The sequence below is a fragment of the uncultured Modestobacter sp. genome, assembly GCF_947486615.1.
Classification (GTDB): Bacteria; Actinomycetota; Actinomycetes; order Mycobacteriales; family Geodermatophilaceae; genus Modestobacter.
In genome coordinates, this window is sequence record NZ_CANKUD010000001.1 from 216,655 (window position 1) to 239,129 (window position 22,475).

Genomic DNA, 22,475 nt, shown 5'->3' on the forward strand with positions numbered 1-22,475 from the left:
CGGTGAGCACCCCACCCCTCGGCCTCCTCCTGGACGTCGACGGTCCCGTGGCCAGCCCGGAGAGCCGCACCGTCGCCCCCGAGCTGCTCGATGACCTGTGGCGGTTGCTGGGCGCCGGCGTGCCGGTCGTGCTGAACACCGGCCGGTCGGTCGACTTCGTCGCCGAACGGTTGCTCGGCCCGCTGGTCGCCCGCGGGCTGCCCGCCGGCGCCCGCCTGCACGCGGTCTGCGAGAAGGGGGGTCTCTGGACGACGGCCGGCGCCGGTGAGGTCCACCTGGACGACGAGCTCGCCGTGCCCGCGGTCTGCCACGCCGTCCTGGCCGAGCTGCTCGACGGCGGCTACGCCGACGCGATGTTCGTCGACACCGGCAAGCGGACCATGGCCACCGTCGAGGCGCGGACCGACGTGCCCGCCGCCCACTACGCCCAGCGGCAGTGCGCGTTCGACGCCGACCTGGCCGAGCGGCTGTCCGCTGCCGGTCTGGGCGTGCAGCTCGGCGACCGGTCGTTCCCGGACGCGGCCGGCCGGACGCCCTGGCGCATCGACCCCTCGGTGATCGCCACCGACGTCGAGTCGGTGCGGGCCGGCAAGGCGCTCGGCGCCCGCCGTGCCCTGCAGCTGCTGGCGGAGGACGGCCTCCTCCCCCACGCCTGGCACACCGTCGGCGACTCGCGCTCGGACTACGCGATGGCCGACCACCTGCACGGACTCGGCGCGGACGTGACGCACGTCGACGTCGGCCCGCTGCCGCCGCTGGACCGCCCCTTCCGGGTGCACACCGTCCCCGGGCTGGGGTACGACGCGGCCGGGCGGGCGCACCTGCGGGCGCTCGCCGACCGCCTCGGCTGAGCACGCCGGCGGCCGGCCCCCGTCACCGGGAGCGGCCGCCGGACGTCGCTACAGGTACTGGCCGGTGTTGGTCGCGGTGTCGATCGCCCGACCGCTGTCGGCACCCTTGCCGCTGATCAGCGTGCGGATGTAGACGATCCGCTCGCCCTTCTTGCCCGAGATCCGCGCCCAGTCGTCGGGGTTGGTCGTGTTGGGCAGGTCCTCGTTCTCCTTGAACTCGTCCACGCACGCCGCCATCAGGTGTCCGACCCGCAGGCCGCCGACACCGGTCTCCAGGCGGTCCTTGATCGCCATCTTCTTCGCGCGGTCGACGATGTTCTGCAGCATCGCCCCGGAGTTGAAGTCCTTGAAGTACAGGACCTCCTTGTCACCGTTGGCGTAGGTGACCTCCAGGAAGCGGTTCTCCTCCGTCTCGGTGTACATCCGCTCGACGGTGCTCTGGATCATCCCGGCGATGGTCGCCTCGCGGCTGCCGCCGTGCTCGGCCAGGTCGTCGGCGTGGATCGGCAGCGTCGTCGTCAGGTACTTGCCGAAGATGTCCCGCGCCGCCTCGGCGTCCGGACGCTCGATCTTGATCTTCACGTCGAGCCGGCCGGGCCGCAGGATCGCCGGGTCGATCATGTCCTCCCGGTTGGAGGCGCCGATGACGATGACGTTCTCCAGGCCCTCGACGCCGTCGATCTCGCTGAGCAGCTGGGGCACGATCGTGCTCTCCACGTCGGAGGAGACCCCCGACCCGCGGGTGCGGAAGATCGAGTCCATCTCGTCGAAGAACACGATGACCGGCGTGCCCTCGCTGGCCTTCTCCCGGGCGCGCTGGAACACCAGCCGGATGTGCCGCTCGGTCTCACCCACGTACTTGTTGAGCAGCTCGGGGCCCTTGATGTTGAGGAAGAAGGACTTCCCCTGGCTCCGGTCGGCGTCACCGTTGAGCTCGGCGACCTTCTTGGCCAGCGAGTTGGCCACCGCCTTGGCGATCAGCGTCTTCCCGCAGCCGGGCGGGCCGTACAGCAGGATGCCCTTCGGCGGGCGCAGCTCGTACTCACGGAACAGGTCCGCGTGCAGGAACGGCAGCTCCACGGCGTCCCGGATCTGCTCGATCTGCCGGGACAGCCCACCGATGTCGGTGTAGTCGATGTCGGGGACCTCTTCGAGGATGAGCTCCTCGACCTCGCTCTTGGGGATCCGCTCGTAGACGTACCCCGAGCGCGACTCCAGCAGCAGCGAGTCGCCGCTGCGCAGCGGCTGGCCCGCCAGGGAGTCGGCGAGGCGGACCACCCGCTCCTCGTCGGTGTGCCCGATGACCAGCGCGCGGCGCGGTTCGCCGTCCACCGGCTCGAGCAGCTCCTTGAGCATGACCACGTCGCCGGCCCGCTCGAAGCCCCGCGCGGCGACCACGTTCATCGCCTCGTTGAGCATGACCTCCTGGCCCTGCCGCAGGTCGGTGACCTCCAGCGCCGGGGAGACGGTCACCCGGAGCTTGCGGCCGCCGGTGAACACATCGACCGTGCCGTCCTCGAAGGCCTCCAGGAAGACGCCGTACCCCGACGGCGGCTGCCCGAGCCGCTCGATCTCCTCCTTGAGCGTCACCAGCTGCTCGCGCGCCTCGCGGAGCGTGCCGGCCAGCTTGTCGTTGCGCTCGGAGAGGAAGGCCGCCCGGCCCTCCGCCTCGGCGAGCCGCTCCTCCAGCGCGCGCACCTGGCGCGGACTGTCGGACACCTTGCGTCGCAGCAGCCCGATCTCCTCCTCGAGGTAGGAGATCTGGCTCACCAGGGAGGCGACGTCACGTTCACGCCGCGCTCGGAACTCGTCAGGACCAATGCCGCCCATCGCGCACCTCCGCACACATCGGGGGGAGCCAGGAGGCCAATCTATACACGCGGGGACCGACGGCGCCGCTGGATCGTGAACGCGTGCGGACGCTGGGTCGCCGACGTCATCCGACCGTCACGCGAGGCCGCTCAGGCCAGCTTCTTGCGCCGCTGCCGCATCGGCGCGACGGCCCCCTCGGCCAGCCGGCGGGCGGTCACCAGGAAGGCCGTGTGGGCCACCATCCGGTGCTCCGGCCGCACCGCCAGGCCCTCGGCGTGCCAGGGGCGGAGCATGGTCTCCCAGGCGTACGGCTCGGTCCAGACGCCCTGCGCCCGAACGGCCTCCACGTAGGTGGACAGCTGGGTCGTGGTGGCGACGTAGCCGATCAGCACCCCGCCGGGACGCAGCGCCGCCGCGACCGTCGGCAGCACCGCCCAGGGCTCGAGCATGTCCAGGACGACGCGGTCGACGGTCTCCTCGGCCGGGTGCTGGGCCAGGTCACCCAGCCGCAGCGACCAGTTCGCCGGCACCTCGCCGAAGAAGGCGCCCACGTTGCCCCGCGCGACGTCGGCGAAGTCCTCCCGCCGCTCATAGCTGGTCAGCGTGCCGTGCTCCCCCACCGCCCGCAGCAGCGAGCAGCTCAGCGCGCCCGAGCCGGCGCCGGCCTCCAGCACCCGCATCCCCGGGCCGACGTCGCCGAAGCCGACAATCTGGGCGGCGTCCTTGGGGTAGATGACCTGCGCGCCGCGCGGCATGGACAGCACGAAGTCGGCCAGCAGCGGGCGCAGCGCCAGGTACCCGGTGTTCGCCGTCGAGTGGACGACGGAGCCCTCCGGCGCGCCGATCAGCTCGTCGTGGCTGATCGCGCCGCGGTGGGTGTGGAACTCCTTGCCCGGCTCCAGGACGACGGTGTGGTGCCGGCCCTTCGGGTCGGTGAGCTGCACCCGGTCGCCGACCCGGAACGCACCGTCCACCGGCTCGGCGGCGACCGGCGGGGTCGGGTCGGTGTCGACGACGACCGGCTCCAGCGGGACGTCGGCGAGCAGCTCGCTCGCGGTGGGGCCCGGGGCCGGGAGCACCGCCGGGGGCTCGACGGTGTCGTCCTGCGGCTGCTCTGGCTGTTCGCTCACGTACCGGGAGGGTACGGACGGCGGATCGACCGACCGTCGGCGCACACGACGGACCGCCTGTCCGGGAATGTCGGTGGCCCGACCTAACCTCGGGGCCATGACGGTGACCCTGGACGCCGGCCGGTCCCCCGAGGCCGAGTCGGGCACGACCGCCCCGGAGACGACGACCGCGGCGGAGCGGACGACGGCGGCCGACAGCACCCCGCGTCGCCCGTCGCTGTCCCCCTCCCGGGCCGCGGACTTCAAGTCCTGCCCGCTGCTGTACCGCTTCCGCACCATCGACCGGCTGCCGGAGAAGAAGTCGCGGGCAGCGGTACGCGGCACCCTCGTGCATGCGGTGCTGGAGAAGCTGTACGACCTCCCGCCCGCGCAGCGCACAGTGGAGGCCGCCCGCACCCTGGTCGACCCGGCGTGGGCCGAGCTGCGCGAGGAGCCGGGCATCTCCGAGCTGTTCGAGGCTGCTGAGGGGGCGGAGGCCCCGAAGGCCGAGAGCCTGGAGGCGTGGCTCGCCTCCGCCGGTGAGCTGGTGGAGACCTACTTCCGGCTGGAGGACCCGACCCGCATCCAGCCCGAGGGCCGGGAGGAGCTGGTCGAGGTCACGCTCCCCGACGGGCTGCTGCTGCGCGGCTACGTCGACCGGCTGGACGTCGCCCCGACCGGTGCGCTGCGGGTGGTCGACTACAAGACCGGCGGCATGCCCCGGGAGGCGTTCGAGGGCAAGGCCCTGTTCCAGATGAAGTTCTACGCACTGGTGCTGTGGCGCACCCGGGGAGTGGTCGCCGCCCAGCTCAAGCTGCTCTACCTCAAGGACGGCGACGCCCTCACCTACTCCCCCGACGAGGCCGAGCTGCTGCGCTTCGAGCGCACCCTGCAGGCCATCTGGACGGCGATCGAGCGGGCCGTGGCGACCGGTGACTTCCGGGCCAACAAGAGCCGGCTGTGCAGCTGGTGCGACCACCAGGCGCTGTGCCCGGCCTTCGGCGGCACTCCCCCGCCCTTCCCGGCCGAGGCGGCCGCCGCCGCGGGCTGGCGCACGACCCTCCCGGTCACCGCCGCGAACTGACCTCCACCCGCCCAGGGCCGGACGGCTCAGGCAGCGCCGGGCGGGCGGACGTCGTGCAGGACCAGCGTGGCGAACCCGAGGTGCCGCCGCCAGCCGCGCAGCCAGGCCGTGCGGTGGGACCGGGCGATCTCCAGCGCGTCGGTCCGTTCCTGCTGCGTCGGTGCGTCGTGCAGCGCCCAGGTGGTGAGCGAGCCGGTCCAGGAGAGCTCGTACTCGTCCCACTCGGCCAGCGAGCTCACGTGACCGTGGCCGGGCTCCCAGCCCTCGGCCTGTACCAGCTCGACCAACCCGGCGAGGTCGGGCATGTCGTCCGCGCCGATCTCCAGGTGCTCCAGGGCGGCCGGCGACGGCGGGGCGTCCCAGATCCCGTCACCGAGGACCAGGCGCCCACCCGGGCGCAGGAACCGGCGGACCGCCTGGAGGGTGCCGTCGAGGCCGCCGAAGGCGTGCGTGGCGCCGACGCAGAGGACGACGTCGACGAGCCCGTCCCCTGTCCAGTCCTGCGCGTCGGCCTCCACCCACCGCACCCGGCCGGTGAGGCCTCGGCCGGTGGACTCCTGGGCGAGCCCGGCGGGGAGCAACCGGTCGACACCCACGCCGGTGGCACTCGGGTGCGCCGCCAGTGCCTCCATCAGCCACCTGCCGTACCCGCAGCCCAGGTCGAGGAAGGTCGCCCCGGCGGGCACCGGCCCCAGCTGCCGGACCAGGGCGCGCACCGCCTCAGCCGCGACCGGCGCCGCGATCGGGTGCTCGGCGTGCGCGATGTCGCTGGCTGTCAAGAAATCCATCGTGGGAGATGCTGCCAGCGGGTGGGCGCCGGGTCGATCGACTTCCCGGCCGATCTGCGGCCCACCCGGCACGCCGAGCGGGCGCCGGGCTCCCCGACAGCGGAACGCCAGTCGCTGTAGTGAGCCGGCAGGATCGCTGGTCAGGCCGGTGGCGAGACCCCGGCCCGGACGTCGACCAGGGCGACGAGGTCCGCGACGCCGAGCCCGGCCAGGGACTCCCGGAGGGTGAGCGACCCGCCGGCTTGCAGCGGCTGTAGCGACGGGACGCCGAGCACCGCTGCCCCGGCAGCCAGACCTGCCACCACGCCCACCTGGGAGTCCTCGATCACGACGCACGCGCCCGGCTCGACGCCCAGCGCCGACATCGCCTGCAGGTAGGGCGCCGGGTCGGGCTTGCGGGCCGGCACCTCGTCCCCGCAGACGGTCACGTCGAACGGCGTCCGGCCCAGGTCGGTGGTGATCGAGTCGATCACCAGGGCGGCGATCCGGCGGGGCGTCGTGGTCACCAGCGCGGTGGCCAGGCCGGCCGCGCCGACGGAGAGCAGCAGTTCACGGGCGCCGGGCCGCCAGGGCATCCCGCGGCTGGTCATCAGCGCGGCGGTCCGCTCCTCGACCCACTGCGCGTCCGTGCGCAGCTGCTCGTCGTCGCGGGTGAGGCCGAGGTCGGCGTAGAGCACCTGCATCGCCACCCGCATGGAGGCGCCGACGGTCTGCTGCCGGCCGGCGTCGGAGAACCTGCCGCCGAGCCGGGCGGCGAGCTCGTCCATCGCCTCGCCCCACAGCTCCTCGGTCTCCACCAGCGTGCCGTCCATGTCGAACAGCACTGCCTGCAGTGACTGGAACGAGCGGGGCGCGCTGCTCACCGGGGTCGCCGACACCCGGGCAGTCTAGGGAGCCGGCCGGCGTGGCCGATCAGGCCGGCTCGGTGCGCACGAGGGTCGCGAAGGCGATCACGTTGTCCTCGTAGCTGCGCACCGACGAGTCGAAGTCGCCACCGCAGGTGATCAGCCGAAGCTGCGCGTCCGGGGTGTCGCCGTAGGCGGCGATGGTCGGGAAGTCGTCCTTGGGGTGGGTCTCCACCCGGTCGACGGCGAACACCGCGGTGGTGCCGTCCTCGCGGTCGACGCGCACCTCGTCCCCGGGCTGCAGGCCACCGAGGTCGAAGAACACCCCGGGGCCGTGCTCGGCGGAGTCGACGTGGCCGAGCAGCACCGCCGGCCCGATCGCCCCGGGTGCCGGGCCGCGCTCGTACCAGCCGGCCTGGTCGTCCGGGCCCAGCGGCGGCACCTCGACGGTGCCGTCGTCGTTGAGGCCCAGGCGCAGCAGGTCGCTGCTGACGTCGATGGCAGGGATGCTGACCGCCACCGGGGCGGCGACCGGCTGGGCAACCGTCTCGGCGGCCGCCGAGGGTGCCGCGGAGGACGGTGCGGGCGGTGCGACCGTGCTGGGTGGTGCCGAGCTCTCCGCGCGGTCGGCGCTGGGTGCCGGCCGCGGCGCCTCCTGCTGACCGGTCACCGCCACCACCACGGCGACGAGGGCCACGATCGCGAGGGCGACGGCCAGCGCCGTCCACGTGCGGGTGCTCGGCCGGCGGCCGCGGGGCTCGGTCACGGGGTTCCTTCCGGATGATCGGGTGAGGGGCCGTGCCGCGCGGGGAGGTCGCCCTCCCCGCGCGGCACGGAGCCGGATCAGGCCTGGTCGGCCTGACGACGGCGGTAGGCGACCGCACCGGCGGCGGCGGCACCGACGGCGGCGAGGGCACCCACGCCCATGGCCGCGGTGTTCTCCGTGCCGGCGGTGCTGCCGGCACCGGTCTCGGCGCCACCGGCGGGGGCGGCACCCATCTGCGCGACGTCCAGCGAGCCGCAGGCGGCCGGGGCGGTGGCCTCCATCGGCAGCGACGGGTCGAGGTCGCTCATGACGTCGCCGTCGTAGGCGCCCGAGCCGTCCTTGTCGATGCCGTGCACGACCAGCACAGCGGTGCCGGCCTCGAACGCCGCGTGGACGTCGTCGGTGACCTCGAAGGTGCGCTCGTAGCTGATCGAGCCGCCCTCGGCGGTCGGGAACCGGTCGATGGCCAGGCCGCTGTCGGGGCCGGTGTCGCCGGTGGTGGTCAGCGACGTACCGATGGCCCCGTAGTACTTCGCGGCCTCGGTGACGCTGACGAAGCCGTCACCGTCGGCGTCGTCGGACAGGTCGTTGGCCGGGCAGGTGCCCTCGGCGCCGATGTGGAAGTGCTGGGCGTGCGGCGAGCCGGCGAGCAGCCCGGAGGCCTCGATCATGACGGTGGCCGTGTTGCCGTCCAGCGTGACCATGCCGGTGCCGGAGACGCCGGACTGGTTCACCGCGCCGAGGTCGGCCTGGTAGCTGTGCGTGCCCTCGTGCGCCGACGCGGCGGTCATGGTCAGCAGCGGGAAGGCCGCGGCTGCGGCGACGGCCGGGAGTGCGAGTGCCTTGCGCATGGATGCTCCTCGTTGTCGGGATGCGGTCGCCTCCGGGGAGGTGGCCGCAGGACGGCGGTTGGGAACCACTCGCCCGTCGTGCCGGCGGACGCGTCGGTGCGCCCGCCCTCGATCAGGTCCGTGAAGACCACGACCGGCTGCAGGTCGGCAGCTGGGTGGTCCCCGCTGCCGCGCCGATCGCACGTGGTTCGGGCGCGGGGACCGGAGCGGTTCACCCGGTCCCGGATTTTTTTCTGTCCCCCGGCTGTGCAGCCGGTGGGAGCCCCTGGCTGTGTGGCCGGTGGACGGCCGCCGCGCGGACCGACCGGGACGCCGCTGCATGCGTCGGCCCAACCGGATCGGCCCTCACTGACGAACAACGGGCATGACTGCGCTCCGAGCCCCGTCGCCGGTCCTCCGGGTCACCCCCGCCCCGCGACGGCGGACGGCGGGTCTGCCGGCCCTGCTGACCGTGCTCATCCTGGCCGTCCTCGTGCTGGCGGCCGGTGTGGGTCCGGCCCGCGCCCACGACGGGCTGGTCCGCACATCCCCGGGGTCGGGGGCGGCGGTGACCTCCTCCCCCACCGTCGTCGAGCTCGAGTTCACCGGGGAACCGCTGCCGCTGGGCACCCAGGTGGTGGTGACCGGCCCGGACGGCGGGTCGGTGTCCGACGGCGCGGCGGAGATCAGCGGCAGGTCGGTGGTCCAGCCGCTGGCCGACGGGGTGCCCGCGGGCGACTACACCGTCGAGTGGCGGAGCACCTCCTCCGACGGGCATGCCCTGACCGGCAGCTTCGCCTTCACCGTCGCGACCGCTCCGGCACCGGCGACCTCGGCCGCAGCGTCCGCCGAGGGCACCACAGCCCCCGCCGCCGACGGCAGCACGGGCACGAACCCGGGCACGGAGCTGGACGGCGATCCGGCGCTGGCCGAGGCCGGCCGGGCCACCGGGAACGGGCCGGCCGTGGGCTGGCTGATCGCGGCCGGCGCCGTGCTGGTCGGCGCGGTGGCGGTGCTCGTCCGCAGCCGGCGTCGGTCGTGAGCAGCGCGGTCGCGCCAGCGCCCACCGAGCAGGCGGCGCCGGCCGGTACGCCGGGCCCGAGACGGCCGGCGTCCCTGACCGTGGCCGGGGCGGGCGCCGTGGGCCTGCTCGCCGTCCTGGTCGGCGCGCTGGTGGTCGGTGGCGCTGCCGGAGCCGACGGGGCCGCGGGCCTGCAGCAGGCCGGGCAGCTCGTCGAGGTGGGCGCGCCGGTGGTCACCCTCGTCGGCCGGCTCGCCGCGGTGGGCACGGTCGGTGCGCTGCTGGTCGCCGCCGTGCTGCTCCCCGGTGGCCCGCTGTCCGCGCCGGCCCGGCGGGCGCTGCGCGCAGCCTCGGGCTGGGCACTGGTCTGGGCACTGGCGACGGCCCTCGGCGGCCTGCTGACCGTGAGCCGGCTGGTCGGCGTGCCTCCGACGGCACTGGACTCCTCCTCGGTCCGGGTCTTCTTCGTCGACACCGGCGCCGGCCGGGCGGCGCTGCTGGTCGTGGCCCTCAGTGGCGTGGTCGCACTGGCGGCCCGGCGCAGTGGCGGCACCACCGGCGCGCGCCTGCTGCTGGTGGTCGCCCTGGCCGCGCTGGTCGTCCCCGTCGTGCTGAGCGGGCACTCATCGGCGGCCGAGGACCACCTGCTCGCCGTGACCACCCTCGCGGTGCACGTGGTCGCCGCGAGCCTGTGGGTGGGCGGTCTCGGTGCCCTGCTGTGGTGGGGTCGTGGCCCGGTCGCGGCCGCCGAGCGGTTCAGTGTCCTGGCGCTGGTCTGCTGGGCGGCCACGGCGGTCTCCGGCGTGCTGGCCGCCGGTCTCGTCCTCGGCGGGGCCGGTGCGGTGGTCGCCGCGCTGGGCAGCGGCTACGGCGCGCTGCTGCTGGCCAAGACGCTCGGGCTCACGCTGGCCGGCGTGCTGGGCTGGCGGCACCGGCAGCGCACCCTGCCCGCACTGCGCGCCGGCCGGCCCGGTGCCTTCCGGCGGCTGGCCGCGGTCGAGGTGGCCGTGCTGCTGGCGACCGTGGCACTGGCGGTCGCGCTGGCGGCGTCCCCTCCCCCGCCCGCCGCGGCGGGCGCGACGACGTCCCCCGCGGCCGCGGCCGGCTCAGGCCCGGCAGCCGGGAACCCGGCGGCCGACGATCAGGCGGCCGTGGACCCGATGGCCGGGCACGACCACGGCGAGCTGTCGGTCGGCGTGCTGATCGACGACAGCCGCTTTCACGTCACCGGCCCGGTCACGGCCGGCCAGCGGGTCACGGTGTTCAACGGCACCGATCAGCGGGTCACGATCACGGCGGACGACGGGTCGTTCGATGTCGAGGTCCCAGGCCACACGCTGCTGACCTTCCTGGCCCCGGACCAGCCCGGCGAGTACGACTTCACCAGCCGTCACTCCGCCACCTACACCGACGTCCTCGTCGTCGAGTGACCCCGGCCCTTCGGCCCCCGTCCAGAGGCTCGCCCTGAGCTTGCGAAGGGTGAGGGGGACGGGGGTCCTTCACTCGTCCTCGGTGCGGTAGCCCAGGTTGGGTGAGAGCCACTTCTCGGCCTCGGCGACCGTCCAGCCCTTGCGCCGGGCGTAGTCCTCGACCTGGTCGCGGCCGACCCGGCCCAGCACGAAGTACTGCGACTGCGGGTGGGAGAAGTACAGCCCGCTCACCGCCGCACCCGGCCACATCGCCATCGACTCGGTCAGCTCGATGCCGGTGTTCGCCTGCACGTCGAGCAGCTCCCAGATCGTCTGCTTCTCGGTGTGCTCCGGGCAGGCCGGGTAGCCGGGCGCCGGCCGGATGCCCCGGTACTTCTCGGCGATCAGCCCGTCGGCGTCCAGCTGCTCGTCGGGGGCGTAGCCCCAGAGCTCGGTGCGCACCCGCTCGTGCAGCCGCTCGGCGAACGCCTCGGCCAGCCGGTCGGCCAGCGACTCCAGCAGGATGGCGTTGTAGTCGTCGTTCTCCTTCTTGAACTGGGCGACCCGCTCGGCCGAACCGAGGCCCGCGGTGACGGCGAAGGCGCCGACGTGGTCGCGCAGCCCGGTCTCCGCCGGTGCGACGAAGTCGGCCAGTGACTTGCGCGGCGAGCCGTCCCGCCCCTCGGTCTGCTGCCGCAGCTGGTGCAGCGTCGCCCGGACCGAGGTACGCGACTCGTCGGTGTAGACCGCGATGTCCTCGCCGTCCACCCGGGCGGCAGGGAACAGCCCGAGGACGCCGTTCGCCTGCAGCCAGCGCTCCTCGATGACCTTGTCCAGCATCGCCTGGGCGTCGTCGTAGAGCCGGCGGGCGGCCTCGCCGCTGGCCGGGTTGTGCAGGATGTCGGGGAACCGCCCGCGCATCTCCCAGGCGTTGAAGAACGGCTGCCAGTCGATGTAGTCGCGCAGCTCGGCCAGCGGGTAGTCGGTAAAGGTGCGCACGAACTGGGTGGCGTGGCCCTGCGGGTGGTCGCAGACCGGTCCGGCGCAGACGTCGCGGGTCTGCTGGAGCAGCATCCGCGGCCGCGGCGGGGTGTAGCCGGTCCAGTCGACCGGGGTGGCGTTCGCCCGCGCGGTGGCCAGCGGCAGCAGCGCCCGGGTGTCGGTGCGGGCCGCGTGCCGCTCGCGCAGCGCGGCGTACTCGGCGTCGGTCTCGGCCAGCAGGGCCGGCCGCTGCTCGTCCGACAGCAGCGCGGCGACCACTGGCACCGACCGGGAGGCGTCCTTCACCCAGATCACCGGCCCGGAGTACTTCTGCGCGACCTTCACCGCGGTGTGCGCCCGCGAGGTGGTCGCGCCTCCGATCAGCAGGGGGATGGTGAAGCCCTGCCGCTCCATCTCGGTGGCCAGGTTGACCATCTCGTCCAGCGACGGGGTGATCAGCCCGGACAGCCCGATGACGTCGGCGCCCTCGGCCTTGGCGGCGTCCAGGATCTTCTGCGCGGGGACCATCACGCCCAGGTCGACCACGTCGTAGTTGTTGCACTGCAGGACGACGCCGACGATGTTCTTGCCGATGTCGTGCACGTCGCCCTTCACGGTGGCCATGACGACCTTGCCGTTGCTCCGCTCGGCGTCCCCGGGCTGCTTCTCCGCCTCGATGTACGGGATGAGGTGGGCGACGGCCTTCTTCATCACCCGCGCGCTCTTCACCACCTGCGGGAGGAACATCTTCCCCTGCCCGAACAGGTCGCCGACGACGTTCATGCCGTCCATCAGCGGGCCCTCGATGACCTCGATGGGCCGGCCGCCGCGGGCGCTGATCTCCTGCCGCAGCTCCTCGGTGTCGGCCTCGACGAACTCGTCGATCCCCTTCACCAGCGCGTGGGTGATCCGCTCCCCCACGGGCAGCGCGCGCCACTCCTCGCTGGCGACCTCCTTGGCCGCGCCGTCGCCGGCGAAGTCCGCGGCGATCTCCAGCAGCCGCTCGGTGGAGTCCGGCCGGCGGTTCAGGACGACGTCCTCGATCCGCTCGCGCAGCAGCTCGGGGACCTCGTCGTAGACCTCCAGCGCCCCGGCGTTGACGATGCCCATGTCCATCCCCGCGGCGATGGCGTGGAACAGGAAGACGGCGTGGATCGCCTCGCGGACCGGGTTGTTGCCGCGGAAGGAGAAGGAGACGTTGGAGACGCCGCCGGAGACCAGCGCGCCGGGCAGGTTCTGCTTGATCCAGCGGGTCGCCTCGATGAAGTCGACGCCATAGGTGGCGTGCTCCTCGATGCCGGTGGCCACGGCGAAGACGTTCGGGTCGAAGATGATGTCCTCGGCCGGGAAGCCGACCTGCTCGGTCAGCACGTCGTAGGCCCGCCGGCAGATCTCCTGGCGACGCTGCAGGTTGTCGGCCTGGCCGTCCTCGTCGAAGGCCATGACCACCACCGCCGCGCCGTGCTTGCGGCACAGCCTCGCCTGCTGGACGAACTCCTCCTCGCCGTTCTTCAGCGAGATGGAGTTGACGATCGCCTTGCCCTGCACGCACTTGAGCCCGGCCTCGATGACCTCCCACTTGGAGGAGTCGATCATCGTGGGCACCCGGCAGATGTCCGGCTCGGTGGCGACCAGCTTGAGGAAGCGGTCCATCGCCGCGACCCCGTCGATCATGCCCTCGTCCATGTTCACGTCGATGACCTGCGCGCCGGCCTCGACCTGCTGGCGGGCCACGGCCAGGGCCGCCGGGTAGTCGCCGGCCTTGATCAGGTTGCGGAAGCGGGCCGAGCCGGTGATGTTCGTCCGCTCGCCGACGTTGACGAACAGGCTCTCCTCGGTGACGGTCAGCGGCTCCAGCCCGGACAGCCGCAGCGCCGGCGCCGTCTCGACCGGGGTGCGCGGCGCGGTGCCGGCGACCGAGCGGGCGATCGCGCCGATGTGCGCCGGGGTGGTGCCGCAGCAGCCGCCGACCAGGTTCACGAAGCCGCTCTCGGCGAACTCGGCGACGATCGCCGCGGTCTCCTCCGGCGACTCGTCGTACTCACCGAAGGCGTTGGGCAGCCCGGCATTCGGGTAGCAGGAGACGAACGTGTCCGCGATCCGGGAGATCTCGGCGATGTAGGGCCGCATCTCCTTGGCGCCCAGGGCGCAGTTCAACCCGACCAGCAGCGGCTTGACGTGCCGCACCGAGTGCCAGAAGGCCTCGGTCACCTGCCCGGAGAGCGTGCGGCCGGAGGCGTCGGTGATGGTGCCGGAGATCATCACCGGCCAGCGGCGGCCACGCTCCTCGAACAGCGTCTCGCACGCGTAGATGGCCGCCTTGGCGTTCAGGGTGTCGAAGATCGTCTCGATCAGCAGCGCGTCCGCGCCGCCGTCGACCAGCCCGTTGGCCTGCTCCAGGTAGGCCTCGACCAGCTCGTCGAAGCTGACGTTGCGGGCGCCGGGGTCGTTGACGTCGGGCGAGATGGACGCCGTCCGGCTGGTCGGGCCGAGGGCGCCGACGACGTACCGCGGCTTCTCCGGGGTGCTGACCGCGTCACAGGCGGCGCGGGCCAGCCGGGCGGAGGCGACGTTCAGCTCGTAGGCCAGCTCCTGCATCCCGTAGTCGAGCAGCGAGATGCGGGTGGCGTTGAAGGTGTTGGTCTCGATCAGGTCGGCGCCGGCCTCGAGGTACTCGCGGTGGATGCCGCCGATGATCTCCGGGGCGGTGAGGCTGAGCAGGTCGTTGTTGCCCTGGACGTCGGTCGGCCAGTCGGCGAACCGCTCGCCCCGGTAGCCCGCCTCGTCCGGGCGGTCCCGCTGGATCGCCGTGCCCATGGCGCCGTCCAGCACGAGGATCCGCTCGCGGAGCAGGGCGGTGAGCTCGGCGGTGGCGTCCGGCCGCAGCAGCGGGTTCACGGGCACGGGGTTCTCGGGCACAGGGCGGTCCTCGGGATCGATCGATCACGGTCACGGAGGCGTCCGGCGCCAGGGCCCTGGCAACTCCGACGGGCAGCGCGGCGCCTCGTCGTCCTCGAACAGCACGTCCATGGTCTCACTTCCCGCGCCCGGGACGGCGGAGCCGGGCGCGCGCCCGCCCCGAGGACCCCACCGGCCCCGGCGGCACCCGGGGTGGTCGGCGAGATCGACGTAGGCTCGAAGGGTGATCGATCCGAAGTCCACCGCAGACGACCTGCCCGAGCTGGACGACCCCGTGGTCGTGGTCGCGTTCGAGGGGTGGAACGACGCCGGGGACGCAGCGACCGGGGCCGTCGAGCACCTGGAGCTCAGCTGGGACGCGACCCCGCTGGCCGCGCTGGACCCCGAGGACTACTACGACTTCCAGGTCAACCGCCCCACCGTCTCCCTCATCGACGGGGTCAGCCGCCGCATCGAGTGGCCCACCACCCGCCTCTCGGTGGCCAAGCCCCCCGGCAGCGACCGGCACGTGGTGCTCATCCGCGGCATCGAGCCGAACATGCGCTGGCGCAGCTTCTGCGACGAGCTGATCGAGCTCATCCAGGAGCTGGGCGCCACCACCGTCGTCGCGCTTGGCGCGCTGCTCGCCGACACCCCGCACACCCGCCCCACGCCGGTCACCGGGTCGGCCTACGACGAGGAGTCGGCCACCCAGTGGGGGCTGGAGACCTCCCGGTACGAGGGCCCCACCGGCATCCTCGGCGTCTTCGCCGACGCCTGCCTGCAGTCCGGTCTGCCGACGGTGAGCTTCTGGGCGGCCGTGCCGCACTACGTCTCCCAGCCGCCCTCCCCCCGGGCCACCGTCGCGCTGCTCCAGCGGGTCGAGGAGGTGCTGGAGATGGCCGTGCCGCTGGGCACCCTCCCCCAGCAGGCCGAGGAGTGGGTGAAGACCGTCGACGAGATGGCCCAGGAGGACGACGAGGTCGTCGAGTTCGCCCGCGAGTTCGAGAGGTATCTGCGCCGCCGCGGCGGCGCCGGCTGACCTCGGCCCCGTCGCAGGGGCCCGCCGCGAGCCTGCGAGTGGCGGGGGGCGACGGGGTCCTTCCACTGCGCCGCCGCGGCGGCGCCGGCTGACCTCGGCCCCGTCGCAGGGGCCCGCCGCGAGGCTCCTGCGCCGGGAAAGGGTTCCGCCACGGCGCCGGCGCGGACGCGCTCGCCGGCCCTCGGCCTGGCCGCGGCCTCGTCGTCGGACGGGCTGACGGCCGGCCCCCCGACGCGCCGGCACGCGCTCCTCTGCACCGGTCCACCCGTGTCTCAGGTCGGCGTGCGGAGAGCGGTGCTGTGGCGCCGTGGACGCTGCTAGCTTCTGCCCTCATCGCGGTCCCCGGCCGTCAGCGGCCATGGACGCCAGAGCGAGAGGAACGCCCATGGCCGGCACCGCCGATGAGCTCCCGACCGCCGACGTGGTGGTCTGCACCTACACCGATCAGCGCTGGGACCTCCTCGTCCGGGCGGTCGCCTCGCTACGGAGTCAGACGGTCGCCCCGCGGTCGGTCCTGCTGTGCGTGGACCACAATCCGGAACTGCACGAACGCTGTGTGCGCGAGTGGGCGGACGACGGTCGGCAACCGCCGGTCCAGGTCTTCGCGAACCGCTACCCCGGACGGCTGGGCTCGGCCCGCAACACCGCCGTCGAGCGGGTGACCTCCGGCGTCGTCGCCTTCCTCGACGACGATGCCGAGGCAGACCCCACCTGGCTGGAGACCCTGCTGCGGGTCTACGCCGAGGACCCCCGCGCCGTGGCGGTCGGCGGGGCTCCCCTCCCCCGGCACGTGGTCGCCCGGCCCGACTGGTTCCCGCACGAGTTCGACTGGGTCTTCGGCTGTCACTACGCCGGGCTCCCCGACGTCCGGCAGCCGACCCGCCACCTGATCGGCGCGAACATGTCCGCCCGCAGTGCGGCCCTGCGTGCGGTCGGGGGGTTCCACTCCGACAAGCACGACGACATGGACCTGTCGCACCGCATCGCCGCGGCTCACGGCGTGGCGGCGGTGGTGTACGAGCCCGAGGCCGTCGTCTACCACCACGTGCACCCGGAGCGGTTGACCTGGTCGTACTTCTGGCGCCGGTGCTACACGATCAACCGGGGCAAGGTCCGGGCGTTCGACGACATGGGGGCCGCGGGCAACATCCGGGCGGAGCTGGAGTTCGCCGGCCGGATGGCCGGCACGGTCGCTCGGAGGCTGCGTCGGGGGGTCACCGGGGACCTCGCGTCCGTGCGGCAGGCCGCCACCATCGTGGCCGGCCTGGCGACGGCCGGGGTCGGGCACCTGCGGGGCAGGCTGGACCTGCGGACGGGTCGGCTGCCGGAGTCCCTGACCGTGGGGCTCGCGGCGAGGTGACCTCGAGCGTCCACCACCTCGTCATCGGCTCCGGCGCCTCGTCCGCCACGGCCATCTCGGTGCTGGCTGCCCGGCCGGGCCACCGGGTCACCGTGCTGGACGTGGGCGGCAGCCTGGAGGACGAACGGAGCGACGCGCGCACGCGGATGTCCATGCTGCCGCCCGACCAGTGGCAGGACCCGGACCTGGACCTGGTCAGCGCGCGCGCCACGACCACCGGGTCGGGCAGCGTGCCCCAGAAGCGCAGTTACGGCTCCGACTACCCCTTCCGGGACCTCGGCCAGCTCCGTGGGGTGCAGACGTCGGGTGACGAGGTGAACCGGGACGTCATCTCCTCCGCCTACGGGGGCTTCACCACCGTCTGGGGCGCTCAGCTGATGCCGTTCTCCCCGGCGACCTTCGAGGCCTGGCCGGTGAGCTGGCGGGACATCGAGCCGCACTACCGCGCGGTGCTGGCGGAGGTGCCGCTGGCCGGTGAAACCGACGACCTGGCCGAGACGTTCCCCCTCCTCGAGCCACGCAGCGGGTTGCCGCCGCTGGGGCCCCGGGCCCAGGACGTGCTCGCCCGGTCCGCGCGCCACCGGGCGGCGCTCCGCCGGTCCGGCGTGGTCGTGGGGCGCGCCCGACTCGCACTCCGGGCCGATGGCTGCATCCGCTGCGGGCTGTGCATGACCGGCTGCCCCTACTCGCTCATCTACAGCGCGGCCCAGACGATGGACGGGCTCCGCCGCCTGCCCAACGTCCGGTACCTCGGCGGTCTGCTCGCGGAGCGGATCGGGCAGGACGGCGACGAGGTGGTGGTGCGTGCGCGGGAGCTGTCCACCGGCGTGCTCCGCGAGTTCCGTGCCGATCGGCTCTTCGTCGGGGCCGGCGCGGTCGGCACCACCCGGCTGGTGCTGGGCTCTCTGCCGGGGCCGTCGCCGGCCGTCGAGTTGCTGGAGTCGCGTCAGTACCTCGTGCCCTTCCTCTCCCGCCGTGGCGTCGCCGACCCGCGCGGGCCGCACGTCCGGGACTTCACCCTCAACCAGTTCAACCTGCTGATCACCTTCGACGACCGGGGCCTGGACACCTCCCAGGTCCACTGCTACCCGCACAACCCGGCCATCGCCGAGGCGTTGCCGAGGGTGCTCGGCTCCGGAGCCGGCCGATGGCTCGGGGACCACGTGCTCGACCGGCTCACCGTGGGTTTCGGGTACCTGCCGTCCTGGGCGTCGCCGAAGGTCCGCGTGCACGTCCGCCCGGCCGCCACGGGAGGTCTGCCGGAAGTGACGCTGGAACGGTGCGAGGACCGGACCCGACCGCCGATGCTGCGGGACGCCCTCCGTCGGCTGGTCCGGGCCGCTCCACGGCTCGACCTCTGGCCCGTCCTTTCGCACGTCGAGCTCAGCGGCGCGGCCAAGAGCTACCACTTCGGCGGGTCGTTCCCGCATGTGCCGGCCGGCGCCGGCGGCACCACACCCGGGACGGACCGGTGGGGCAGGCTCCCGGCCTGGGACCGGGTGCACCTCATCGACGGCTCGGTCCTGCCCACGATCGCGTCGTCCACCTTCACCATGACGGTCATGGCGAACGCCCACCGGATCGCGTCGGAGGTGCTGGCCGGGGAACGGACCGACGTCACGGCCGTTCCGGCAGCAGACCACCGCCGGCCCTGACCGGCAGGTCGCGACGCCGGACCGGTCCGCCCAGCGGGCTCAGGCCAGCAGCGGGCGCATCCGCACGGTGGCGGTGTCGTCGAAGAGCCGGTCGTGGGTGGCCAGGGCGAACCGGTCGGTCATGCCGGTGACGTAGTCGACGACCTGGGTGAGCACGTCGGCCTCGGTGTCCCGGTAGCTGGCCGGGATCAGCCCGGGGTGGGCCAGGTGGTGGTCGACCAGCCGGCGGATGACGTCGATCGCCACGTGCTTCTGCCCGGCGGCGACCTCCGAGCCGTAGACCCGCTCGAACATGAAGGCCCGCAGCTCGTGCATCGCCTCCAGCGCGTCCGGCGCCATCCGCACCGCCGGAGCCGGCGGCCCACCGCGACCCGCGTGCCGGGCGTCGTCCAGTGCCGGGTGGAAGCTGCCGTCGACGACCGCCTCGATCATCGCGCCGACCATCGCCCCGCCGGGCGGCCCGAAGGTGGCGAGCGTCCGGGCCGGCAGGTCACCCGCGCGCAGCACCCCGGCCCGGACGGCGTCCAGCGCGTCGTGGGACAGGTAGCCGATCCGGTCGGCGAACCGCACGCACTCGGCCTCGCGGGTCGCCGGCGGCGGGTCGATCTTCCAGCTGTGCGCCCGGACGCCGTCCCGCACCTCCCAGGTGAGGTTGAGGTCCTCCAGCACCTCGACGATGCGCACGCCCTGGGCGGCGTGGTGCCAGCCGCCCTCGACGTAGGGCTCGAGCGCGTCCTCGCCGATGTGCCCGAAGGGCGAGTGCCCGACGTCGTGGGCCAGCGCGATCGACTCGGCCAGCGTCTCGTGCAGGCCCAGCGCGCGGGCCAGGGAGCGGGCCACCTGGGTGACCTGCAGGGTGTGGGTGAGCCGGGTGACGAAGTGGTCGCCGTCGGGGTGCAGGAAGACCTGAGTCTTGTGCTTGAGCCGGCGGAAGGCCTTGGCGTGCAGGATCCGGTCGCGGTCGAGCTCCCAGCAGGTGCGCAGCTCGTCCTCGGGCTCCGGGCGGGCCCGGCCCCGGGACTGCGCCGACCGGGCCGCGGCCGGCGCCAGTTGCGCCTCGGCGTCCTCCCGTGCCTGCCGGTCGATCCGGGAGAAGGCAGGCGGGTACGCCGGCCGATCGGAGCCCGTCCCGCCCCCGGTCACGGCGTGAGCGCGATGCCGAGCAGCGCGTCGACGAGGTCGGCGACGACGGTGGGCGACTGCTCGTCCCAGTCGTCGCCGGCCTGCGCGGCCGGCACGCCCCCACCTGATGCCGCCTCCGCGAGGCTGGCCGCGGCCCAGGCGTCGACGGCGGCCAGGGCGCCGGGGGTGTCCAGGTCGTCGGCGAGGCGCTCGCGGACGGCGGACAGCACCGGGCCGGCCGGGGCGCCCAGCGGCAGGGCTGCGGCGCGCCGCCACGTGTCGAGCCGGCGCAGGGCCCGGTCGAGCAGGTCCGGCGTCCAGGCCCGGTCGGTGCGGTAGTGGCCCGACAGCAGGGCCAGCCGGATCGCCATCGGGTCGACCCCGTCACCGCGGAGCCGGGAGACGAACACCAGGTTGCCCCGGCTCTTGCTCATCTTCTCGCCGTCCAGGCCGATCATCGCCGCGTGCACGTAGGCCTGGGCGAAGGGCTTGGCGCCGGTCAGCGCCTCGGCGTGCACCGCGGAGTACTCGTGGTGCGGGAAGACCAGGTCGCTGCCACCGCCCTGGACGTCGAAGCCCATGCCGATGGTGTCCAGGGCGATCGCGGCGCACTCGATGTGCCAGCCCGGGCGGCCGGCGATGCCGCGCGGGCCGGGCCAGGACGGCTCCCCCTCCCGCGCGCCGCGCCACAGCAGCGGGTCGAGCCGGTTGCGCTTGCCCGCCCGGTCGGGGTCGCCGCCACGCTCGGCGGACAGCCGGAGCATCGTCGCCTCGTCGTAGCCGGACTCACCGCCGAACCCGGGGGCCTGGGCGACGTCGTGATAGACGTCGCCGGTGCCGTCGTCGAGCTGATAGGCCAGGCCGGCGTCCCAGAGCGACTCCACGTGCGCGACGATCCGCGGGATCGACTCGACCGCGCCCACGTAGTCGTCCGGCGGCAGCACCCGCAGCGCCGTCATGTCCTCGCGGAACAGCGCCGTCTCGCGCATGCCGAGCACGATCCAGTCCTCGCCGTCCCGGTCGGCCCGCTCGAACAGCGGGTCGTCGACGTCGGTGACGTTCTGCACGAAGTGCACCCCGTGCCGTGCGTCCCGCCAGACCCGGTTGACCAGGTCGAAGGCGAGGTAGGTGGCGGCGTGCCCGAGGTGGGTCGCGTCGTAGGGGGTGATGCCACAGACGTACATCCGGGCGATGCGGCCCGGCTGCGTCTGGACGACCTCGCCGCGGGCGGTGTCGTACAGCCGCAGGGCGGGGCCGGACCCGGGCAGGGTCGGGAGCAGTGGAGCGGGCCAGGAGAGCACGGAGCGAGCCTAGATCCGGCCACCGACGGTCCGGCACGCCACCCGGTGCGACCGGGCTCGGCACCCGGGTGCTCAGGGCCAGGTGGTGGCGTGCCGCTCGAACTCCTCGCCGGTCTGGATGCCGACCACGCAGAACAGCAGGCCCGCCGGGTCCTTCATCTGCCAGAAGCCGCCCATGTCCGCCATCCGCACCGCTCCCAGCGCCTCCAGCCGGGTCACCTCGGCGTGCACGTCGTCGGTCTCGATGTCGACGTGCCAGCGGGGCGGCGTGCCCTCTCCGGTGCGCTGCACCTCCAGGTGGAACCCGTCGGCGAACGAGCCCAGCGAGGACCAGTGGTCGTCGATCCCGTCGGGCTCGACCGGGTGCCCGGTCGCCCCGGACCAGAACTGCTGCCCCCGGTCGTGGAGATGCGGCGGCAGGTCGATGAGCAGGATGGCCAGTCGGCTCCGGTGCGGCACCCGGTCACCCTGACACCCCACGCCCCAGAAGTCAGCCGCCTGGTGAGCCGACGTCCGGTCAGATCAAGATCGCCGCTCGAGCGGCGCCAACGGCTCAGTGCCGGCCGGACACCACTTCCGGACACCGCACGGGTGAGCCGACGTCGGGTCGGACCGGGGGGCGCCGCGTCAGCGGCTCGCCGGGAGGAGTGGGGGGCCGGAGGCTCCCGCGACCGACCGGCGCCAACGGCTCAGCGGTCGCCGGGACGGCTCCTGGCCGCGGTGTCGTCCGTCGGGACGACGATGTGCTCAGAACGGCGGCCACGGCAGCGCGGGCCAGTCGCCGCTGGGCTGCGGGTGCAGCTTGGTGCGGAGCAGTTCGGTGACCCGTTGCTGGGTGCGCCGGACCTCGCGGCGGGTGAGGTGCTCGTGTAGCTGCTCCCCCAGTTCGCCGCGCAGCTGCTCGTCCAGCCGTTCCAGGACGGCGAGGTGCTCCAGCAGCAGCGGCCTGCCGGCCCAGCGCCACAGCAGGGTGCGCAGCTTGGGGTCGGCGGAGAAGCAGATGCCGTGGTCGACGCCGTACACGTGCCCGTTGGGCATCGGGATGATGTGCCCGCCCTTGCGGTCGGCGTTGTTGACCACCGCGTCGAAGACGGCCATCTGCCGCAGCCCGGGGTCGTCCCGGCGGACGAACTCGGTGAGGTCGATCGTCGGGTCGGCGTCCATCCAGAGCTGCACCATGCCGGTGCCGAACGGCCCGTCGCGCAGCAGCGTCGGGGGCACGACCGACCAGCCGGTCGCCTCCGAGACCAGGTGGGCGCTGATCTCCCGGCCGGCGAGGGTGCCGTCGGGGAAGTCCCACAGCGGGCGCTCCCCCGCCACCGGCTTGTAGACGCAGGTGCCGGCCAGGGCGTCGGTGCGGATGGCCCCGATCAGGGTCACGTTGCTGGCGTCGAGCAGCCGACCCTCCAGGTCGAGCTCACCCTCCCGCAGCAGGGTCGCGACCTCGTCGGCCCCGGACGGCGCGCGCCGGTCCCCGTGGTCGAAGGCGGTGAGGTCCAGGGTGCGGACGTCGTCGTCCTCGTCCTCGGGGTCGTGGTCGTACTCGAGTTCGAGCTCGTCGACGTCCTCGGCCGGTTCGTCGCCCGGGCTCACGGGGGCGG

General features: G+C 73.7%; 18 protein-coding genes. 7 read left to right on the forward strand and 11 right to left on the reverse strand.

What is annotated here, in order from left to right; translation table 11 throughout:
* The first annotated feature begins 2 nt into the window (after positions 1-2).
* Complete coding sequence (locus Q1A09_RS01055) at positions 3-851, forward strand: hypothetical protein (RefSeq protein WP_299950960.1); 849 nt, start codon at positions 3-5, stop codon at positions 849-851.
* A 48-nt stretch (positions 852-899) separates the two neighbouring features.
* Here the strand turns inward: Q1A09_RS01055 and arc are convergent, their stop codons facing one another.
* Both arc and Q1A09_RS01065 read right to left on the reverse strand, forming a co-directional pair.
* Positions 900-2,621, reverse strand: a complete 1,722-nt coding sequence (arc, locus tag Q1A09_RS01060; protein WP_299950963.1) for a proteasome ATPase — start codon at positions 2,619-2,621, stop codon at positions 900-902.
* A 191-nt stretch (positions 2,622-2,812) separates the two neighbouring features.
* Positions 2,813-3,691 carry a tRNA (adenine-N1)-methyltransferase gene (locus tag Q1A09_RS01065; protein WP_366139748.1) on the reverse strand — a complete coding sequence of 293 codons (879 nt, stop codon included), beginning with the start codon at positions 3,689-3,691 and terminating at the stop codon, positions 2,813-2,815.
* Positions 3,692-3,890: 199 nt separating this feature from the next.
* Between Q1A09_RS01065 and Q1A09_RS01070 the strand changes: the two genes are divergently transcribed.
* Positions 3,891-4,856, forward strand: a complete 966-nt coding sequence (locus Q1A09_RS01070) for a RecB family exonuclease (protein WP_299950968.1) — start codon at positions 3,891-3,893, stop codon at positions 4,854-4,856.
* A gap of 26 nt (positions 4,857-4,882) precedes the next feature.
* Here Q1A09_RS01070 and Q1A09_RS01075 read toward each other — a convergent pair whose 3' ends face one another.
* The 4 genes from Q1A09_RS01075 to Q1A09_RS01090 form a co-directional block, all read right to left on the reverse strand.
* On the reverse strand, positions 4,883-5,644 hold the full coding sequence (locus Q1A09_RS01075) for a cyclopropane-fatty-acyl-phospholipid synthase family protein (protein ID WP_299950970.1): 762 nt from the start codon (positions 5,642-5,644) through the stop codon (positions 4,883-4,885).
* A gap of 140 nt (positions 5,645-5,784) precedes the next feature.
* A complete protein-coding gene (locus Q1A09_RS01080; RefSeq protein ID WP_299950973.1) occupies positions 5,785-6,522 on the reverse strand; it encodes an HAD family phosphatase in 738 nt (245 codons plus the stop codon).
* A 34-nt stretch (positions 6,523-6,556) separates the two neighbouring features.
* The gene (locus tag Q1A09_RS01085) at positions 6,557-7,255 is read right to left on the reverse strand and encodes a class F sortase (protein ID WP_299950976.1); all 699 of its coding nucleotides are present in this window, start codon (positions 7,253-7,255) and stop codon (positions 6,557-6,559) included.
* Between the two features lie 77 nt (positions 7,256-7,332).
* Positions 7,333-8,106 carry a hypothetical protein gene (locus Q1A09_RS01090; RefSeq protein WP_299950978.1) on the reverse strand — a complete coding sequence of 258 codons (774 nt, stop codon included), beginning with the start codon at positions 8,104-8,106 and terminating at the stop codon, positions 7,333-7,335.
* A 364-nt stretch (positions 8,107-8,470) separates the two neighbouring features.
* Here Q1A09_RS01090 and Q1A09_RS01095 point away from each other — a divergent pair, with 364 nt between their 5' ends.
* The gene (locus tag Q1A09_RS01095) at positions 8,471-9,127 is read left to right on the forward strand and encodes a copper resistance protein CopC (RefSeq protein WP_299950981.1); all 657 of its coding nucleotides are present in this window, start codon (positions 8,471-8,473) and stop codon (positions 9,125-9,127) included.
* Complete coding sequence (locus Q1A09_RS01100) at positions 9,124-10,536, forward strand: CopD family protein (protein ID WP_299950984.1); 1,413 nt, start codon at positions 9,124-9,126, stop codon at positions 10,534-10,536. The genes Q1A09_RS01095 and Q1A09_RS01100 overlap by 4 nt, the downstream gene beginning before the upstream one ends.
* A 69-nt stretch (positions 10,537-10,605) precedes the next feature.
* On the opposite strand, the gene metH is transcribed toward Q1A09_RS01100, so the two are convergent.
* On the reverse strand, positions 10,606-14,400 hold the full coding sequence (gene metH / locus Q1A09_RS01105; RefSeq protein WP_366139749.1) for a methionine synthase: 3,795 nt from the start codon (positions 14,398-14,400) through the stop codon (positions 10,606-10,608).
* A gap of 238 nt (positions 14,401-14,638) precedes the next feature.
* Here metH and Q1A09_RS01110 point away from each other — a divergent pair, with 238 nt between their 5' ends.
* The 3 genes from Q1A09_RS01110 (at position 14,639) to Q1A09_RS01120 (ending at position 18,451) form a co-directional block, all read left to right on the forward strand.
* Positions 14,639-15,436, forward strand: a complete 798-nt coding sequence (locus Q1A09_RS01110) for a PAC2 family protein (RefSeq protein WP_299950989.1) — start codon at positions 14,639-14,641, stop codon at positions 15,434-15,436.
* A gap of 385 nt (positions 15,437-15,821) precedes the next feature.
* Positions 15,822-16,796: a glycosyltransferase family 2 protein gene (locus Q1A09_RS01115; protein WP_299950992.1), complete on the forward strand. Its 975-nt coding sequence runs from the start codon at positions 15,822-15,824 to the stop codon at positions 16,794-16,796.
* Entirely contained in the window at positions 16,793-18,451 is a 1,659-nt protein-coding gene (locus Q1A09_RS01120; RefSeq protein WP_299950995.1) for a hypothetical protein, read from the forward strand. Before Q1A09_RS01115 ends, Q1A09_RS01120 begins: the two co-directional genes overlap by 4 nt.
* 39 nt (positions 18,452-18,490) lie before the next feature.
* Here Q1A09_RS01120 and Q1A09_RS01125 read toward each other — a convergent pair whose 3' ends face one another.
* The 4 genes from Q1A09_RS01125 to Q1A09_RS01140 all read right to left on the reverse strand — a co-directional run bounded on the left by Q1A09_RS01125 (position 18,491) and on the right by Q1A09_RS01140 (position 22,467).
* Entirely contained in the window at positions 18,491-19,594 is a 1,104-nt protein-coding gene (locus tag Q1A09_RS01125) for an HD domain-containing protein (protein WP_299950998.1), read from the reverse strand.
* The gene (gene mshC / locus Q1A09_RS01130) at positions 19,591-20,874 is read right to left on the reverse strand and encodes a cysteine--1-D-myo-inosityl 2-amino-2-deoxy-alpha-D-glucopyranoside ligase (RefSeq protein WP_299951001.1); all 1,284 of its coding nucleotides are present in this window, start codon (positions 20,872-20,874) and stop codon (positions 19,591-19,593) included. The genes Q1A09_RS01125 and mshC overlap by 4 nt, the downstream gene beginning before the upstream one ends.
* 72 nt (positions 20,875-20,946) lie before the next feature.
* Positions 20,947-21,333, reverse strand: coding sequence for a VOC family protein (locus Q1A09_RS01135; protein WP_299951004.1), 387 nt, complete (start codon positions 21,331-21,333; stop codon positions 20,947-20,949).
* A 288-nt stretch (positions 21,334-21,621) separates the two neighbouring features.
* Positions 21,622-22,467 (reverse strand): SCO1664 family protein, encoded by an 846-nt coding sequence (locus Q1A09_RS01140; RefSeq protein ID WP_299951007.1) that lies wholly within the window; start codon positions 22,465-22,467, stop codon positions 21,622-21,624.
* Positions 22,468-22,475 lie beyond the last annotated feature (8 nt).